Source organism: Salinirubrum litoreum, assembly GCF_020567425.1.
GTDB lineage: Archaea > Halobacteriota > Halobacteria > Halobacteriales > Haloferacaceae > Salinirubrum > Salinirubrum litoreum.
On the sequence record NZ_JAJCVJ010000001.1, the window covers coordinates 1,371,607 to 1,386,324 of the forward strand.

The 14,718-nt window shown below is 66.6% G+C and carries 18 protein-coding genes; 3 read left to right on the forward strand and 15 right to left on the reverse strand.

What is annotated here, in order from left to right; genetic code table 11:
- Positions 1–33 precede the first annotated feature (33 nt).
- From corA to gatE, 5 genes are all read right to left on the reverse strand, one after another.
- Positions 34–1,011 (reverse strand): magnesium/cobalt transporter CorA, encoded by a 978-nt coding sequence (gene corA, locus LI337_RS06910; protein ID WP_227229073.1) that lies wholly within the window; start codon positions 1,009–1,011, stop codon positions 34–36.
- 28 nt (positions 1,012–1,039) lie between these two features.
- Entirely contained in the window at positions 1,040–1,192 is a 153-nt protein-coding gene (locus LI337_RS06915) for a hypothetical protein (protein WP_227229074.1), read from the reverse strand.
- 82 nt (positions 1,193–1,274) lie between these two features.
- Entirely contained in the window at positions 1,275–1,931 is a 657-nt protein-coding gene (locus LI337_RS06920) for a DUF6517 family protein (RefSeq protein WP_227229075.1), read from the reverse strand.
- Between the two features lie 106 nt (positions 1,932–2,037).
- Positions 2,038–2,487 (reverse strand): MaoC family dehydratase, encoded by a 450-nt coding sequence (locus tag LI337_RS06925; RefSeq protein WP_227229076.1) that lies wholly within the window; start codon positions 2,485–2,487, stop codon positions 2,038–2,040.
- A 78-nt stretch (positions 2,488–2,565) separates the two neighbouring features.
- The gene (gene gatE / locus LI337_RS06930; RefSeq protein ID WP_227229077.1) at positions 2,566–4,434 is read right to left on the reverse strand and encodes a Glu-tRNA(Gln) amidotransferase subunit GatE; all 1,869 of its coding nucleotides are present in this window, start codon (positions 4,432–4,434) and stop codon (positions 2,566–2,568) included.
- 113 nt (positions 4,435–4,547) lie between these two features.
- On the opposite strand from gatE, the gene LI337_RS06935 reads away from it, so the two are divergent.
- Positions 4,548–4,925 (forward strand): YrdB family protein, encoded by a 378-nt coding sequence (locus LI337_RS06935; protein ID WP_227229078.1) that lies wholly within the window; start codon positions 4,548–4,550, stop codon positions 4,923–4,925.
- A gap of 799 nt (positions 4,926–5,724) precedes the next feature.
- On the opposite strand, the gene LI337_RS06940 is transcribed toward LI337_RS06935, so the two are convergent.
- Positions 5,725–6,057 (reverse strand): uS10/mL48 family ribosomal protein, encoded by a 333-nt coding sequence (locus LI337_RS06940; protein WP_227229079.1) that lies wholly within the window; start codon positions 6,055–6,057, stop codon positions 5,725–5,727.
- A 165-nt stretch (positions 6,058–6,222) separates the two neighbouring features.
- Here LI337_RS06940 and LI337_RS06945 point away from each other — a divergent pair, with 165 nt between their 5' ends.
- Together LI337_RS06945 and LI337_RS06950 are read left to right on the forward strand one after the other, a co-directional pair.
- Positions 6,223–6,678 carry a bis(5'-nucleosyl)-tetraphosphatase gene (locus LI337_RS06945; protein ID WP_227229080.1) on the forward strand — a complete coding sequence of 152 codons (456 nt, stop codon included), beginning with the start codon at positions 6,223–6,225 and terminating at the stop codon, positions 6,676–6,678.
- A gap of 322 nt (positions 6,679–7,000) precedes the next feature.
- Positions 7,001–7,987 (forward strand): DUF5787 family protein, encoded by a 987-nt coding sequence (locus LI337_RS06950; protein ID WP_227229081.1) that lies wholly within the window; start codon positions 7,001–7,003, stop codon positions 7,985–7,987.
- A 57-nt stretch (positions 7,988–8,044) separates the two neighbouring features.
- Here LI337_RS06950 and LI337_RS06955 read toward each other — a convergent pair whose 3' ends face one another.
- From LI337_RS06955 to uppS, 9 genes are all read right to left on the reverse strand, one after another.
- Positions 8,045–8,536, reverse strand: a complete 492-nt coding sequence (locus LI337_RS06955; protein WP_227229082.1) for a DUF5797 family protein — start codon at positions 8,534–8,536, stop codon at positions 8,045–8,047.
- A gap of 101 nt (positions 8,537–8,637) precedes the next feature.
- Complete coding sequence (locus tag LI337_RS06960; protein ID WP_227229083.1) at positions 8,638–9,171, reverse strand: cob(I)yrinic acid a,c-diamide adenosyltransferase; 534 nt, start codon at positions 9,169–9,171, stop codon at positions 8,638–8,640.
- The gene (locus tag LI337_RS06965; RefSeq protein WP_227229084.1) at positions 9,168–9,446 is read right to left on the reverse strand and encodes a glutaredoxin family protein; all 279 of its coding nucleotides are present in this window, start codon (positions 9,444–9,446) and stop codon (positions 9,168–9,170) included. Before LI337_RS06965 ends, LI337_RS06960 begins: the two co-directional genes overlap by 4 nt.
- Before the next feature lie 177 nt (positions 9,447–9,623).
- On the reverse strand, positions 9,624–9,971 hold the full coding sequence (gene rpl12p, locus LI337_RS06970) for a 50S ribosomal protein P1 (RefSeq protein ID WP_227229085.1): 348 nt from the start codon (positions 9,969–9,971) through the stop codon (positions 9,624–9,626).
- A gap of 5 nt (positions 9,972–9,976) precedes the next feature.
- Positions 9,977–11,029: a 50S ribosomal protein L10 gene (locus LI337_RS06975; RefSeq protein ID WP_227229086.1), complete on the reverse strand. Its 1,053-nt coding sequence runs from the start codon at positions 11,027–11,029 to the stop codon at positions 9,977–9,979.
- Positions 11,026–11,667 carry a 50S ribosomal protein L1 gene (locus tag LI337_RS06980; protein WP_227229087.1) on the reverse strand — a complete coding sequence of 214 codons (642 nt, stop codon included), beginning with the start codon at positions 11,665–11,667 and terminating at the stop codon, positions 11,026–11,028. Before LI337_RS06980 ends, LI337_RS06975 begins: the two co-directional genes overlap by 4 nt.
- Before the next feature lie 191 nt (positions 11,668–11,858).
- Positions 11,859–12,197, reverse strand: a complete 339-nt coding sequence (locus LI337_RS06985; protein WP_227229088.1) for a DUF5518 domain-containing protein — start codon at positions 12,195–12,197, stop codon at positions 11,859–11,861.
- Between the two features lie 127 nt (positions 12,198–12,324).
- Positions 12,325–12,813, reverse strand: a complete 489-nt coding sequence (locus tag LI337_RS06990) for a 50S ribosomal protein L11 (RefSeq protein WP_227229089.1) — start codon at positions 12,811–12,813, stop codon at positions 12,325–12,327.
- 915 nt (positions 12,814–13,728) lie between these two features.
- Positions 13,729–14,658 (reverse strand): polyprenyl diphosphate synthase, encoded by a 930-nt coding sequence (gene uppS / locus LI337_RS06995; RefSeq protein ID WP_227229090.1) that lies wholly within the window; start codon positions 14,656–14,658, stop codon positions 13,729–13,731.
- Positions 14,659–14,718: the final 60 nt, after the last annotated feature.

A 14,718-nucleotide genomic window follows, 5' to 3' on the forward strand; every position in this document is an offset into this window, starting at 1 on the left:
GCCTCTCTCCGGGTTGCGTGCGTCACGGCTGACTCACAGCCACCCCTCCTGCCGGAAGTAGACGAGCATGACCAGCGAGACGGAGGCCATCCCGAGCATCACCGCCGGGTAGCTGTACTGCCAGCCGAGTTCGGGCATGTTCGTCGGGCCGCCGGAGAAGTTCATCCCGAAGACGCCGACGACCAGCGTCAGCGGGAGGATGATCGTCGCCACGACGGTCAGCGTCTTCATCACCTCGTTCGTGGACTGTGAGACCGTGTTGAGGTAGATGTCGCGGGCACCGCGCGCCAGATCACGGTACGTCTCGGTCAGGTCCACGAGTTGGACGAGGTGGTCGTACACGTCGCGGTAGTACTTCTCGGTACTCTCCCTGACGTGGTCCGGGTCGCCGCGCGCGAGGATGCCGACCGCCTCGCGGGTCGGTCCGAGCAACTTTCTGACCGACAGGAGGTCCCGCCGCACCACGTTCAGCCCCTCCAGTACGCCGGGGTCCGGGCCGTCGAGGACGCCCTCCTCGATCTCCTCGATCGTCTCCTCGACGTCGTCGAGGAGGACGAAGTAGTCGTCCACGATCCGGTCGAGGATTCGGTAGGCGGTGAAGTCGGGGCCGAATCGGAGCAGTCGCGCCTCGCCGGTGCCGACGCTGGCCCAGATGCGCTCTGCGGCGTCTATCTCCGACTCTGACAGCGTGACCAACCAGTCGTCCCCGACGAACAGGCCGAGTTGTGTGGTCCGCAGTTCCTCCTCGAAGGTCGTCTCCCCCCGGCGCAGTTTCGCGGTCTTCACCAGGAGAAAGGTGTGAGTCGGGAACTCCTCGGTCTTCGGCCGCACGTCTCGCGCGATGTCCTCGACCGACAGTGGGTGGATGCCGAACGCCTGCGCGACCTGATCGAGTTCCTCGGCGGTCGCGTTCGACGCCCGGACCCACGTCGTGCCGGCCGCGTCCCGCGCTCGCTCCACGTCGTCGTAGCTCTCGACACCCTCGGGCGTGTAGACGACGGATCGGATCATGCAGTTCCCTCCGCCGACCGGCGACAAGTCATGCATCGCCTCCTACCGCGACGAGTGTCAGGCCGACCATCACGCCCGTCACGGAGAAGGCTCGGCCGGGGTACGCGGCCACGACGCCGACGACGTAGCCGACGAGACCGAGGACCGTCAGTGCGATGCCGGCGGCGACGACGCGATCCATGTCCTCGGCGTCGTCGGGGTGGGAGAAAAGTATTGTCGCGTCCGGTGGCGCGGTGCGCGACGGTCGAGAGGGTCCGGCCGCGTCAGTTCTCGGTCTCGGCCGGATGCTCGACGGCGCGGATCATCTCCATGACTCCCGACTCCTGGCCGCCGAACTGCGAGGGGTACGCGCCGACGACCGCCACGTAGTCGCCCTCGTGGGCGAACTTCGTCACGTGGATCGTCACGTCGACCTGCTGGCCCTGCACGGAGGTCGATCCCTCGAAGGTGGCGACCTCGGTGTCGGTCCCGAGGACGGTCACGTTCTGGCTCTCGCCGGTCGGTTCGACGTTCGAGATGGCGTCGTAGCGACTGCCGATCTCGCGGACGAGTTTCTGGTTGCTCCAGTCACCGATGGGGTTCATCGCCTGTCCCGCGACCTCGACCTGTGGACTCGCGAAGACCGCCACGACGCCGAGTTTCTGGCTCCCGAGCACACCCAGGTCCAGCGACTTCTCGTAGGTGGCGACCTCGTTCGTGACGACGACCTCCTTCTCCGCTCCAGCGACCGACAGCGTCCGCGTCAGTTCGACCTCGCGGGTGTCGTTCAACTGATAGTCGTTCGCCTCGACGGCCGAGTCGGCGACGACTGCGCTCTCGGCCTCGAACTCTGCGGGACCGCTCCCGAGCAACTGCGTACAGCCACTCGTGACAATGAGACCTGCGAGCAACAGCGTCGCCAGTGTCCGGCGGTTCGACATACTCCCAGTCCGAACGCGGGGACAAAAAGTCCGGTGGCCGAGATGTGTGCAGAGCGACACGACGCCGCTTCGCCCACTGCGTACTCCCTGGCCCCTCGCCCACTGCTCACTCCTCGCCGCGCCGGGCGTACATCACCAGACTGACCATCGTCATGACGACCTCGCCGTCGTCCCGGCGGGTCTCGGTCTCGACCGTGACGGTCCCCCGGTCCGGGCCGTCCACCTCCCGGTCCAGCACCTCGGTCCGGAGCGACAGCGTGTCGCCGGCCCGGACCGGTTTCACCCAGCGCAGGCGGTCGAGTCCGCGCGCGCCGAGTGACATCGCCTCCGAGAAGTGTTCGTCCACGAGCATCCGCATCGTCGCGCTTGCGGTGTGCCAGCCCGAGGCGATCAGTTCGCCGTAGGGTGACTGAGCTTCGGCCCGCTCCGGGTCGACGTGGAACCACTGGGGATCGTACTGCTCGGCGAACTCCACGATCTCTCGCTCGGTCATCTCGTAGGAACCGAACTCCTCGACGCGGCCGACCTCCATGTCCTCGAAGAAGACCCGTGTCATGCCGGCACCGACGCCCCGGCGTGTCAAGAATCCTCCTGCTCGGCTTCGCGTGCCGATCTCCGGTCGCCTGCTCGCCCGTCAGGTTCGCTTGCCGATCTCCTCGCGGAGCACGTCGGAGACGACTTCGCCGTCTGCCTTCCCGCGCAGTGCGCCCATCGCCTCGCCCATCAGCGCCGAGAAGGCGGCCATCCCCTCCTCGTCGATCTGCTCGGCGTTGCGTTCGACGACCTCCACGACCGCCTCGCGCACCTCCGCCTCGCTGACGCCAGCGAGTCCGGCCTCTTCTGCGGCTTCCTCGGCCGAGAGGTCCGGATTCTCCGCGAGCACGGTCAGCACCTCGCCGATCCCCTCCTTCGCCAAGTCGCCGTCGTCGACCGATTCGAGCACGTCGAGGAGGTGGTCGTCCGTCAGGTTCTCCACAGCTACGCCGTCGCGCCGGAGTTCCGTCACGGTCGACTCCAGGGTCCCTGCCGCGAGCGTGGCGTCGATACCACGTGAGACCGCCTCCTCGAACAGCGGCATCCGGCGGCCGTACGCGACCTGCTCTGCGAGACCGGCGTCGAGTCCGAACTCGGACTGGTAGCGCTCGACCTTCTCCGTGAGCAGTTCCGGCGTCTCCACGTCCGAGGGGTCCGGTTCCACGGGCGGCACGTCGGTCTCGGGGTACATCCGCGCCGCACCGGGGAGCGGACGCAGGTACCGAGTCGTCCCGTCGTCGTTCGCGCCGCGCGTCTCCTCGGGCACGCCCTCGATCGCGGTCTCGGCACGGTCTGCGACCGCGTCTGCGGCCAATTCTGTCGTCTTCGGGTCGTCGGCGACGATGGCGACCGCGTCCTCGGGACCGGCGTCGACCGCCTCGCGGAGTGCCGCGACTTCCGCCTCGGTGACGCCGTAGGCCGGCAGTTCGTCGGTGTGGAAGATACCGCCCGCGCCGTGGCGCTTGGCGTGGTCGGAGAACTCGGTCCCGAGGCGGCGGTCCGGTTGGAGTTCTCTGCCGACGAGTCCGTCGAAGCCTCGTAGGGGGACCGCCAGCACGTTCCCGCCCGCGTCGAGTGCGCCGCGGATGACGCCGGAGTCGGTGTCCTCGAAGACCGTGGTCACGTCCTGCACGTCGCCGACTGCGGCGTCGCGGGACTGGAGTTCCTCGGCGATGTCGAGCAGTTCGACCTGTCGCCCGACCTCGAACCGCACGAGGTCGTCGATGTCGTCGAGACTCTGGACGCCCTTCATCTCCACGCGGGCACCCTCGGCGATGGAGACGTTCACGTCCTGCCGGATGGTGCCGAGTCCGCGCTTGACCTTGCCAGTCGAGCGCAGGAGCATCCCGATTCGCTCGGCGGCCTCGCGGGCCTGTCCGGGCGAGGAGATGTCGGGTTTCGTACCGATCTCCACGAGCGGGATGCCGAGACGGTCGAGGCTGTAGCGCACGCCCGCGTCGGTCTCGGCGACGCGGCCGGCGGACTCCTCTTCGAGCAGGAGGTCCTCGACGCCGACCGGACCGTCGCTGGTCTGGATCTGGCCGTCCTGGCCGATCAGCGTCGAGCGCTGGAAGCCGGAGGTGTTCGAGCCGTCGACGACCAGTTTCCGCATGACGTGAGCCTGATCGACCACGGTCATGTCCAGCATCTCGGCGATCTGCATCGTCACGTCGAGTGCCTCCGCGTCGAGGCCGTGGGGCGGTTCGTCGTCCTCCTCGACCAGACAGGTGGTGTCGAACGCGAGGTACTCGAACGCCCGGTCCACGCGGGACTCCTCCAGTGCCGCCTCGTCGATCTCGCCGAGTTCGCTCTTGGTCGGGTGGAGATACCGGGTGAATCGGCGGGTGGAGTCGTCCGGTTCCCGACGCTCGGTCGGACAGCCACAGAACAGCTTCGTCGCGGTGTCGAGTTGCTGGTGGATCTCCAGCCCCGCGACGAGTCCGAGGGCCTCGTAGTCGTACGCGCTCATTGTCGGTCTCTGCGATTCCCTGCGGTAAAAAGGGTTCAGTCTCGGCGGCGGAGTGTGTTCGCTACGCACTCGGGTCGGCGTAGCTTCTTGCTCTCGCACGACGAGTATCGGGTGTGCAAACCACGACCGGCCGGCCCCGACTCACGCCCCTCCGTGCCGCCAGCGCCGGCCTCCGCTTCCTGCTCGAACTCGCGGGGCTGGCGGCGGTCGCCTACTGGGGCGTGGTGGTCGGCGATGGCCTCCTCCAGCAGGTCGCGCTGGCGGTCGGTGCGGTGGTGTTTTTTGTTGGAGTTTGGGGCCTGTTCGTCGCGCCGAAGGCGGTTCGGCGACTGGGTGATCCGGGTCGGTTGGTCGTGGAACTGATCGTGTTCGGGGTGGTCGTGGTGGCGCTGGTCTCGGTCGGGCAGATACTCGTCGGGTTCGGGTTCGGTCTGCTGGTGGTCGTGAGTGAGGTCCTCGTGGTCGTGCTCGGGCAACGGGACGAGTTGTAAGCGAACCGGGTCGAATCAGTCGGAGACAGTGAGAGCGCAAACTCGGTCGAGTGTGTCGCGGACGACGAGGGGTGAAAGCCCCCGGCGTCTCGACCTCCCGCGACTCGTTGCGCGCTTCCCTCACGAGAGCGCGTCGCTTCGCTCGCGCTCTCGTTTAGTCCAGTGCTTACGTCGTCGGGGGAGGATCGAGACGCCGGCCCCTTTCAGTCCCACCCGGAGTTTACGAAAGATCACGTCGCGTGGGTGGTCACCCGGTGAATCGTCTGCGAGTCTGGAACCCGGTCGTCGCAATCGTCTCCCCTGACCTCCCCGACTGCTGGCGACCGAACTGCGAATCGGTCTTCGCTGTCGCTCAGACACGATTCGGTTCCGGTCGCCACCAGTTCGCGTCCAATGCGGGTTCCCGGCCGTCGGCGACAGAGTCGGGTGACGAGTGTTGCGTGCGCTCTCATCTCGGTCCCGGCGCGCGCGAGGAACGTGCGCGAGGGAGAATCGCGGGCGGTGCGGAGAGCGATTCGAGGCTGGGGAGGACCGAGGTGCGGTGCTGTGCGGTGGCGGTTCCTCGCGCTAGCACGAGTCGCGGTCGCTGTACTGTCGCGGTGGTCGATGCAGTTCGGTGCGCAACGACGAGTAGCGGTGCTGGTGCAGTTCGCGGTGCGGTCGCGGTCTGCGGTCGGTCTCGTGACCCTGTTGCTCTCACAGCACTGTCCAACCACGCACCCAGCGACACGAACACGACCCAGTAGCCGAACACCGGACGACCCGCAACGAAACTCGCAGAGAAAAGCGTCCTCGTATTTCAGTTCCGACCCTGTCCGAGCGGTTTCTTCTGTTCGATCTCGATCTCGACGTGGACACTCGACGGGAAGTCCATGTGACCGACGCGCCCGGCGATGTGGTCGTTGCCGTGGATCTCCAGTCGGCGCGAGTAGACCGTGTAGTCCCACGATTTGAACTGATCGCCCGGCACCAGCGATCGGTACTGCGGAACCGAGAACTCCTCGGGGGGTGCGGAGTGTGGCCCTTTGCACTCGGCACCTTTGCGTTCGATCAGCGACTTCAGGTCGTCCACCACGTCGTCGAGGACGGCCCTGTCGCCCGACTGAAAGGTGAGTTTGGTGACGAAGGTCATGGCTGGGGTCTTGTCCGTAGCGAGACGGTCCATCCTCAAAAACGCATCTACCGGCGTCGGGTGCGGGACACGTCACCACGCGAGCAGTCCGCGAGCGCCGGTCCCGTCTCGGGTCGGGTCCTCGCTCCGATATTCTCTTAACGTGTGGTCGTTTATCGGAGGGTAATGACGGTCGAAGCGGTCAGTGCTGGAGCTATCCTCTTCCGCGACACTCGCGGCCGACGGGAGTATCTGCTCCTGAAGAGCCGACCGGGGGACTGGGAGTTCCCCAAGGGCGGTGTCGAAGGCGACGAGGAACTTCAGCAGACGGCGATCAGAGAGGTGAAAGAGGAGGCCGGTATCGGCGACTTCCGGCTTCTCGACGGCTTCCGCGAGGACTACGACTACGTCTTCGAGGCGAACGGGAACACCATCCACAAGACGGTCCACCTGTTCATCGCGAAGTCGTTCGAGGCCTCCGCAGAACTGTCGAAGGAACACCGCGACCTGCAGTGGCGCGACTACGAGCAAGCCATCAACACGATCACGCAGGACGGCCCCCGGGACATCTTAGAGCAGGCACACGAGTTCCTCAACGAGATGGAAGCCGAGCGAACCGAGACGGAGAGTGAAGCCCAGTAGCGGGCGCTGACGCCACCACCCGTCCGATCTCTCGCCCCGACTCACGAGCTACGGCCACGTGACCGGAAACGGACTGCCCGATTCCAGCGAACTGAAAACTGGCGACAGGCAAACAGTAACTCCGTTCCGAGTTTGTCCTGCAACCCGAGAGGGTTGCGTGCGCGGTGGTTCCCCGAGGTGGTGGTCGTCCCGTGGAGCGTCCGCCACCGGGGATGGGGACCAACCGTTCGTCACCTCTCTGCGAGAGCGAGAGGGACACCGCCGACGACGATTCTCGGCCGGCACCGCAACCGATTAGCCGCCCGCACACCGACGACCGGGCGTGCAGTACCCCGGCGACTCCGAGTTCGGCTTCGAACTCCTGACCTGCCGGTGGGCCGAACGCGCGTGGCCCCCGGACGGCGACCGCGAGAGCGCCGTCCTCGTCGCCCGCCAACTCGGCACGAAGCGCCGACGCTGGGACACCGTGATCGTCGAGTGTGACCCCGCAGGACTCGCCGCACGCCGCGAGTTCGGCGACCGCGAACTCGACTCCGACCTGCTCCACGTCGTCCGGAACGCGCCCGCAGACTGGGCGTGGTACCGCGACGCCCTCCCACACCCGGGCTACCCGTGGCGCTACGTCCGGCAGGCGGTCCACCGCGCCGCCAGCCGCGACCTGATCGAGAAACGCAGGCGGAACAACCGGATCGAACTCCGCCGCCGCCGATCGTACCCCGACTGGGTGCGTCGCATCGTCGCCGTCGAGAACAAACCCGATCTGGACGCCAGCGCGGCCCGTGCGCTCGGCGATCAACTCGACCACGACGTGACCACCGCGCTGGCCGACGAGGTGTGGGTGGCGACCGCCGCGACCGGCGACACCGTCTCGCCCGCCCTGCTCGAAGACCTCCCGGTCGAGGTCGGCATCCTCTCGCTGGACTTCGAGTCGTGGACCGAGGAAGTGGAGTGGTACCCGACGACGGTGACACCCGAAGAAGAGGACGGAACAGACCGCGAGGAGACCCGACTGATCCTCGCGGAACGCGCCTACGGGAGAGGCTGGCGCTCGTTCCACGACACGATGCGACCCGACTGCCGCCACTTCGAACTCCGGCGGGACGGCCCCGCGCTCGTCCCGTGGTGTGCCGCGAAGGAGCGACGACAGACCGCCGCCGAGTGTGCCGGATCGTGTGGCGATTGGGAACCGGAGCCACCGAACTGGCGGACGCGTGGCTGGCCCATCGAAGGCGGACCGGGAAAGGGGGTCGAACGACTCCTCGCCGACCGGCGGGAGTGGCTCAGAGACAGAGAGACCGCGAGGGAGTGAGTCGGAGACGGGTCAGCGCAGATCGGACGCAACCGCCGAGCAGACGACTTCGACGACTTAGACGACTTTGACGTCCACCGAATCGCGTTCCACCAACAGTTTGAACGTCGGCACGGTCCGGTAGATCACCTCGACGACGCCCTTCCGCCGGAGACTCTGGAGTGCTCGGCGCACGTCGCCGGCTTCGGGGTCGACGTCGAACTCCGCGCGGATCTTGTTCAGGACGCTGACGACGCTCTCGGAACGGTCGTCGGGACCGGCGACGACCGCGAACGCCTGTGCTTCGAGTTCCGGCACCCGGAGGATCGAGGGGTTCCCGTCGTCGTCCTCGGTCGAGGTCTCGATGCCCAGCAGATCGGCCGCCTCCGCAGTCGCGCAGATGTAGCTGTTCTCGTCGCGGTAGTAGTACTCCTTCAGGTGATTTTCGAGGTACTGGTGGACCTCGCTCCCGCTGTCGACATCCCACCGCTCTTGGAGTTCCTTGTTCTTCGTCGGCTGGAGGCGCACGATGTCGCCGAGTCGCTCGCGTTCCTCCTCGGAGAGTTCCATTGGGTCGGTGTACGACGAGGGCCTACATTTTCGTTCTGGAACGGACACGCCGGAGGGCACTGTCGGCCGTGGTGGAGACCCGCGCCCCGACGACCGCCGACTCAGTACGTCGGGTTCTCCTCGCGGATGCCCTCGCGTTTGTTCACCAGTCGCCCGAAGACGAACAACGCGTCGGACAGCCGGTTCAGATACGTGATCGCCGCGTCGTTGACGGGTTCGTCGGTCGCCAGTTCGACCGCCCGGCGCTCTGCTCGCCGGACGACCGCCCGCGCGTGGTGGAGCGCGGCCCCGGACTCGCTCCCGCCGGGGAGGATGAACTTCTTGAGAGGATCGAGTTCGTCCTCTGCGGTGTCGATCCACCCCTCCAGCGCCTCGACGTGCTCCTCGCGGACCTGCGGGTCGTCCTCGTCGGGCGAGGGGTTGGCGAAGTCGGCCTGCACGACGTGGAGGTGGTTCTGGACCGCCCCCAGCCACTCGTCGACGTCCTCGTGGCCGGTCGGCCGGACCGTCCCGAGCAGCGCGTTCGCCTCGTCGACGGTGCCGTAGGCTTCGATTCGCCGGCTGGTCTTCGAGACACGGGACATGTCCCGCAGGTCGGTCATCCCGTCGTCGCCGCGACCAGTGTATATCTTCATGCGCTCACGTCTGTCGCGCTCTCCTCGCCCGCCGCCGGCGCGAGCGTCTGGTCGACGTACTCCAGGATACGGTCGCTCTCTGCCATCGTCACGCCCCGGTCGGTGTCCACGAGCACCGGCACGCCCCGCTGACCGCTGACGCGCTTCACTTCGTTCCGCTTCGAGTGGAGCGCCTCGGTCCAGTGTGTCTCGTAGTCGATTCCCGCCGCCTCGAGTGCGTCGTGAACCTTCTCGCAGAACGGACAGCCGTCCAGTGCGTACAGTTCGATGGCCATACCCGGAGTCAGGGGCGCGACCGGCAAGAACCTTGGTACGTCGGTTGGCCGTGCCGTCTCTCGGACCGCGTCGTGACCGGCACCGCTACTCGAGAACGAGCGTCGTCACTCAGGGGGAAGTGTCGAAAGAAATCGTGATCGTGACGGATCGAGCGTCGGAAGTGGCGAGTGCCGAACTCAGCCGAAGAGTTCGCCGAGACCCTCGCCGGAGGCGTCGTCGTCTTCGTCTTCGTCGTCGTCGGCTGCCTCGGCCTCTTCTTCCTCGTCCTCGTCGTCGTCTGCGGCTTCGAGGTCCTCGTCGTCGGCGCTACTGCCACCGGCACCGCCTGCGGCGGCGGCGGCCGGTGCGGCGGCGGCCGTTGCGACTGCTTCCTCGATGTCGACGTCCTCCAGCGCGGCGACGAGCGCCTTGACGCGGGATTCCTCGACGTCGACGCCAGCCGCCTCGAGGACGGCCGTGACGTTGTCTTCGCTGATCTCTTCGCCCGATTCGTTCAGGATGAGTGCTGCGTAAACGTATTCCATTGTTCTTATCCGAACATCGCGCCGAGTCCTTCCGCCCCGTCGTCGTCGTCATCGTCGTCGTCGGGAGCGTCCGCCTCGGCGGCTTCGTCACTTTCGTCGCTCGATTCGTCTGCCTCGGCCTCGTCGGCCGACTCGCTCTCGGCGGGCTCTGCCGGCGCTTCCACGCCGCGCAGTTCCTCCGGGAGCGCGTCCTCGTCGTCGATCAGGGCCGCGACGGCACGCAACTGTGCGTCCGCCTTGGCGACCAGATCGGGCATGAGGTCTTCGTCTTCGATCGCGGCGAACAGCCCGAGGGCCTTCGCCTCGCCTGCGCCCTTGCCGAGCAGGGAGCCAGCAGTGGTCGCAGTCGGGTAGACCGCGTTGATCGAGAGGTTCCGCGCGGCGGCGGCACCGGCCTCGATGTCGGCGCGGTACTCGTCGATGTCGATGGCGAGTTCCTCCGGGTCGAACAGCACGCCCTCGGAGTAGACACCGCGCAGGTCGAGTCCCACTTCCTTCGGCTCGATGCCGAGTTCCGACAGCACGTTGGCGAGGTCGGCAGAGACCTCCTCGCCGGCTTCCAGCACCGTGCTGTCCTCGGTCACCTTGATCGAGCCGTCCATGATGCGGGCGGCCGCGCCGACCGTCTGGAGTTCACCCACGAACGGGCCGGGGTCGATCCCCGTGTCGCCCTCCGGGATGACGATGTCGTTCGGCGCGACTTCGCCGGCGTTGATCGGAGCCGGCGTCTTCGACGCCTCCAACTCCTTGTAGAGGCCGAACGGGTTGTCGTTCGTCCCGATGAGCGCGACCTGTCCGGAGACGAGGTCTGTGAGCTGTTCGTAGCCTTCGTTCACCTCTTCGAGCGCGCGCTCGACGAGGGTGTTCCGGCTGACGCGCACCTCGGCCTGTCCGTGCAGGCCACGGCGCATGTCCTGGAGCTGTCGGCTCGGGATGCCCCCGACGCCGACGACGCCGACGCTGGCGTACGACTCGATGAAGTCGACGATGTCGTCGACCTCCTCCCGCTTCCACTGCGGGATCGTCTCTGTCTTCCGGACGGACTCGGATTGGCTCATGCGTTCACCTCCACGGCGGGCCCCATCGTCGTCTTCACGTAGATGGAGTCGATGTTGAGGGGGCCCTTCTCCAGGTCGGCTTCCAGCCGCCGGATGATCACGTCGATGTTGTCGGCGATGTCGTCGGCGGTCATGTCCCGAGCGCCGACACGGGTGTGGAAGGTCCGCCGGTCACGACTCCGCAACTGCACGGAGTTCTTCATCCGGTTGACCGTCTCCACCACGTCGTCGTCGGGCTGGAGTGGGGTCGGCATCTTCCCACGGGGACCGAGCACGGTCCCAAGGAAGCGACCGATGTTCTGCATCATGTTGGCTTCGGCGACGAAGAAGTCCGTCTCCTCCGCGAGGTCCTTCGCGGCGTCGGTGTCGTCCCCGAGGTCTTCCAACTCGTCGGGGCCGAGCACTTGGTCGGCAACTTCTTCGGCGCGGATCGCCGTCTCCCCGGTGGCGAACACCACGATCTGGGTGTCCTGGCCAGTACCGGACGGGAGGACGACGCTCTCGTCGACACGGTTCGAGGGGTCGTTGAGGTCTAGATCGCGCAGGTTGATGGCGAGGTCCACGGTCTCGCGGAAGTTGCGAGACGGGGCGTCATCGAGTGCGCGAGAGACTGCGTCCACTATCGTTTGGTCTGCCATTTTTCACCTCCGTAGTACGCAGGAATGCTCCTACGGGTCAGTGAAACAGGCTCCTGCCTGTCTCACGTCGGACGAGTATCGTGGCGGACTTAAAGCCGTCGAAGGAAATCGCACGGCGTCACCGACTCACACGCACGGAATCGGGCGTTCTGTCGAACGAGGGGTCGGGTCGACACCCGCGCGTCGACAGCTCACAGTTCCTCGGCGACGTAGACCCCGACGATGCCGCCGATGGCGCTGAGCGCGACCGTGATGCCCGCCAGGATGACGAAGATCAACACGACGACGAGGAGTCCCGCGCCGGCGGCGAGCAGGTCGGGTACGAACGCCAGAAACGTCGCGCCGACGATAAGGATCAGCGCCAACGGGATCGAGGCGAGACCCCCGGAGATCGCACCGACCCGGAGGCCGTCTTCTTTGTGGAGGTAGCCGGCGACCGCGCCACCGATGATGGGCGACAGGCCGGTGAAGCTGAGGACGACGGTCACGACTGCACCGATCAGGGCGTGGACTAGACTATCGTCTGCCATACGCCGGGATACTGCGACATCGGATAAAAGCGTTCGTGTGACGCCGACCGGTCGGGACGAGGTGGCCGGGGTCGGAGAGGGCAGTCGCTGGCCGGTGGAGAACGAAACCGACGGGTCGAGTGGCCGATCAGGCCGCCGCTTCTTCCGCGAAGAACTCGTCGTACTCGCCCTCGTCGATGCGCTTCTTGAACTCGCGGGGGTTGTTCCCCTCGATCGTGACACCGAGCGAGGTGCAGGTGCCGACGACTTCCTTCGCGGCGTTCTTCAGGTCGTACGACAGCAGGTCCGAGGACTTCTGCTCGGCGATCTTCTTCACCTGCTCGACCGTCAGGTCGGCGACGAAGTCCTTCTGTGGCTCGCCGGAGCCGGTGTCGAAGCCGGCCTCGTCTTTGACGAGTTCGGCGGTCGGCGGCACACCCACCGAGATGGTGAAGGAGCCGTCGTCCTCGTACTCGACGGTGACGGGGACTTCCATCCCGTCGAAGGCGGCCGTCTCGTCGTTGATCGTCTGCACGACGTCCTGCACGTTGACCGGGGTCGGCCCCAGTTCGGGACCGAGCGGCGGGCCGGGGTTGGCCTGCCCACCGGGAACGAGTACTTCGATAGTTCCAGCCATGTTCGATAGGACCCCTCCGCGACCTTTAACGGTTTTCTTTCCGCCCTCCCGTGGCAGGACTGGACATGGTACGTGGATGGCTGGGATGGGTCGGTCGGAAACGGTGGAGACGTGAACTCGGCTGGATCGGTTTCGGACGACGAGCGGTGAACACTCCCGAACGATCCGGATTCTGTCGAACATAGCGCAGACGACGAGGGGTGAAAGCCCCCGGCGTCTCGATGGTCCGCGACTTGGTGCGCTCCTCAGTCGGTCGAGCCAGCAAGCTGGCTCTCCCTCCCTGCGGTGCTAGCCGGCGTCGGGGACCAGTCGAGACGCCGGCCCCTTTCAGTCCCACCCGAACTCTGCGACCCATCACGTCGTCACTGGTCGTCACCCGGCAAATCGTCGCAGATTCGGAATCCGGGTCGTTCGTACTCCACCACACCTCCCCGACTGCTGAGCGACCGACCTGCGAGCAGGTCCTCGCTGTCGCTCGGACACTGCTCGGTGTCGGTCGCCAGCAGATCGCATCCCGTCGGATTCCGGGTTGTCGTCAAGAGTGTCGGGTGACGAGTGTGGCGTGCGCCTTCATCGAAAATTCGGCGCGCGCGAGGAACGCGTGCGAGGGAGGCGGAGGTGGGCGGTGCGGAGAACCCCCGCCGAGGCTGGGGAGGACGAGGTGCGGTGCTGTGCGGTCGCGGTGGCGGTTCCCCGTGCTAGCACGAGTCGCGGTGTTGTCGCGGTCTGCGGTGTGGTTGCGGATGCGGTTCCTCGCGCTAGCACGAGTAGTGGTGCTGTGGCGGTCGCGGTTTGTTGTGCAGTAGCAGTCGCAGTCTGGGTGCTAGCACGATCACGGATCACAGTGCTGTCACAATCACCGACGTACCACTCCCCACCACAGAAATCGACGAACACGACCCCACGATCGCACACCTAATCAGCCGTCTCTCGCTCTTGTGTCTCCAACTCGGCAGTCACCTCGCGCATCCCGGCGCTCGTCAACTGCTCACGGAGACGCCCGACCAGCGCCCGCCCCTCGGCCAGTTCCGTCTCGCCGAGCGCCCGCACCATCGCCACCGCGCGCTTCGCCTTCGCCTGTCGCCACGAGTCCTCGCGCGACTCGTAGGTCCGGACCGCCCGGAGGAAGTCGACCTTCGAGAACTCCGGCCAGTAGGGCGCACAGAAGTACACCGCCGCCTCGTTCCCGTTCGCGTGCCACGGCAGGAAGTTCGAGGTGCGCTCGTCGCCGCCGGTCCGGATGATCAGGTCCACGTCACGCACCGGCCGGTCGTACAGTCGCGCGTCCACGAGGTCCACGTCCACCGCGTCGGCCGAGAGGTTCCCCTCGCCGACCGCCCGACAGACGTCGCGTGCCGCCCCGAGCAGTTCCTTCCGCCCGCCGTACGCGAGCGCGACGTTCAGGCGGAACCGGTCGTACCCCTCTGTCCGCGACTCGGCGTACCGCACCGCCTCCTGCACGCGATCCGGGAGCAGATCGACCGCACCGATGGCCCGGATGCACACCTCCGAGTCGTGGACTCTGTCGGCGTCCGCGAACTCGTACAGCTTCGACTCCACGAGATCGAACAGCGGCTCCAACTCCTCCTCGGGTCTGTCGAAGTTCTCCGTCGAGAAGGCGTACAGCGTCAACTCCTCGATACCCAACTCCTCACACCACTCCAGCACGGCAGAGGTCGTCTCCGCGCCCGCCCGGTGGCCGTCCGGCGCGTCCCCACCCTGTTGGCGCGCGTACCGCCGGTTGCCGTCCTGGATGATGGCGACGTGGGTCGGCCCGTCACCGATCTCCCGCCGGAGGAGTCGCTCGTAACTCCGTGCGACGCCTCGGCGGACCCACTCGATCATACCGCCTCGTACCCCGGCATGGAGTATGTGTCTTGTGACTGTTCGCCGCCGAAGGCACCG

Bases quoted from the DNA above. Each gene is read 5' to 3' on its own strand.
- corA (WP_227229073.1), bottom strand. From the start codon at position 1,011: ATGATCCGATCCGTCGTCTACACGCCCGAGGGTGTCGAGAGCTACGAC.
- LI337_RS06915 (WP_227229074.1), bottom strand. From the start codon at position 1,192: ATGGATCGCGTCGTCGCCGCCGGCATCGCACTGACGGTCCTCGGTCTC.
- LI337_RS06920 (WP_227229075.1), bottom strand. From the start codon at position 1,931: ATGTCGAACCGCCGGACACTGGCGACGCTGTTGCTCGCAGGTCTCATT.
- LI337_RS06925 (WP_227229076.1), bottom strand. From the start codon at position 2,487: ATGACACGGGTCTTCTTCGAGGACATGGAGGTCGGCCGCGTCGAGGAG.
- gatE (WP_227229077.1), bottom strand. From the start codon at position 4,434: ATGAGCGCGTACGACTACGAGGCCCTCGGACTCGTCGCGGGGCTGGAG.
- LI337_RS06940 (WP_227229079.1), bottom strand. From the start codon at position 6,057: ATGACCTTCGTCACCAAACTCACCTTTCAGTCGGGCGACAGGGCCGTC.
- LI337_RS06945 (WP_227229080.1), top strand. From the start codon at position 6,223: ATGACGGTCGAAGCGGTCAGTGCTGGAGCTATCCTCTTCCGCGACACT.
- LI337_RS06955 (WP_227229082.1), bottom strand. From the start codon at position 8,536: ATGGAACTCTCCGAGGAGGAACGCGAGCGACTCGGCGACATCGTGCGC.
- LI337_RS06960 (WP_227229083.1), bottom strand. From the start codon at position 9,171: ATGAAGATATACACTGGTCGCGGCGACGACGGGATGACCGACCTGCGG.
- LI337_RS06965 (WP_227229084.1), bottom strand. From the start codon at position 9,446: ATGGCCATCGAACTGTACGCACTGGACGGCTGTCCGTTCTGCGAGAAG.
- rpl12p (WP_227229085.1), bottom strand. From the start codon at position 9,971: ATGGAATACGTTTACGCAGCACTCATCCTGAACGAATCGGGCGAAGAG.
- LI337_RS06975 (WP_227229086.1), bottom strand. From the start codon at position 11,029: ATGAGCCAATCCGAGTCCGTCCGGAAGACAGAGACGATCCCGCAGTGG.
- LI337_RS06980 (WP_227229087.1), bottom strand. From the start codon at position 11,667: ATGGCAGACCAAACGATAGTGGACGCAGTCTCTCGCGCACTCGATGAC.
- LI337_RS06985 (WP_227229088.1), bottom strand. From the start codon at position 12,197: ATGGCAGACGATAGTCTAGTCCACGCCCTGATCGGTGCAGTCGTGACC.
- LI337_RS06990 (WP_227229089.1), bottom strand. From the start codon at position 12,813: ATGGCTGGAACTATCGAAGTACTCGTTCCCGGTGGGCAGGCCAACCCC.
- uppS (WP_227229090.1), bottom strand. From the start codon at position 14,658: ATGATCGAGTGGGTCCGCCGAGGCGTCGCACGGAGTTACGAGCGACTC.